The sequence below is a fragment of the Sphingobacterium sp. 1.A.4 genome (assembly GCF_002734245.1).
GTDB classification, from domain to species: domain Bacteria; phylum Bacteroidota; class Bacteroidia; order Sphingobacteriales; family Sphingobacteriaceae; genus Sphingobacterium; species Sphingobacterium tenebrionis.
The window spans coordinates 1-1,361 of sequence record NZ_PEAZ01000119.1; the positions used below are offsets into that span (position 1 = coordinate 1).

Annotated in this window: 1 protein-coding gene; it reads right to left on the bottom strand. The window is 43.4% G+C overall.

Features of this window, described 5'->3' with window-relative positions:
- Nucleotides 1–102: 102 nt before the first annotated feature.
- A complete protein-coding gene (locus tag CRJ00_RS18050; RefSeq protein WP_099368125.1) occupies nt 103–1,272 on the bottom strand; it encodes an IS4 family transposase in 1,170 nt (389 codons plus the stop codon).
- Nucleotides 1,273–1,361: the final 89 nt, after the last annotated feature.

Here is a 1,361-nt window from a genome sequence, read left to right on the forward strand (position 1 = left end):
CAGTACTGTCCTAAATAAATTTTTTGGCATAAAAAATCCTTCTCCATTTGTGTTCAATTGAAGAATTTGGTTAATTACTGGAAAGGTATCCTATGTGTGTTACTAAAAGAGCACATATTGTCCTTTTTTATCGGGAGGTTTTCCTGAAATGAACGGATCATCCGCCCATTTCCACAGATCAATTTTCACGAATATGTTCAGCCTGATAAAGTTGACCAGATTCGAGAGGTTCCAGTCGTACTTTGCTTTCTTCTGAATGTACTTAAAGAGCAGGATCCCGATAAGTGCAGTCCATATTTGAATGTACACTGCATTTTCAGATGTTCCCACAAAACTGGTTACCTTAAGCCGTTGTTTGAGGTGCTTGAAGAAGGTTTCAATCTCCCAACGTTCTTTATAGAGCGCTGCTACGGTGGCTGGTTTCCAGGAGAAATTATTGGTCATGAACTCGTATTCCACGTTTTTGGTGCTGTCCCAAACGCGAACCAAACGCATCTTCTTTCCTGCATACCTTTGATTGGCAAGTCCGCCAAGCTCAACAAGCTGATCTTCAAGGATCCCGCCAGCACGAAGCTCTTCACCCTTTACCGTTTTCACTAGGGTATATTTCATGTTGGATTTCGCCCGGGTAACAAAGAAACAGCCGGTGCTGTCCAAAACGTTCATCCAAGCATAATCCACATAGCCCCGGTCTACAACAACCACGCAACCTTTGGGAAATGACATCGACTTAGCAATTTTGGATTCATGCTGTTTGCCATCGGTAATATGGACGAAACTCGGCATGCAGCCATCGTAATCCAATACGGTGTGTAGCTTCACCGCTCCCTTGGCACTACGGAACTTGGCCCAGTCAAATACGCTTAAGCACAATGGAATGATGGTAGCATCCATCAAAAACACCTTACGTTGTAATCTTCGCAATTCCGTCCTTTTATGAGGATGATGTTGCCATAGGTGATCCAAAAGCTTATAATACAGATCCCTGAAAAGACCGTGGTCCCGATGAGCGTTCATATAGGAAAGGTTGGACTTGCTCGGCGTTCTGGAGATACCCATATGGCTCATGTTGCCAGTAGTGCTGCGGAGTCCATTAGAAATGTCCCGAACCGAATCCGCAGAGGATAAATGGCAGAATAGCATGCTCACAAAATGTGTCCAGCTGTTGATGCCCTTATGATGCTTGTCGGATTGGTATTGTTGAACCAATCTGCCAAAAATGTCTCGATCGATTAGACCCAAAATCTGGGAAAATACGTTTATATTTACCATGGCGATGGAGGTTTTTTTAGCGAAATAAATATAGCATTCCCTGCTATATAAATCCACCGCCATTTTTTCCATCGTTTAGGACGCTACTG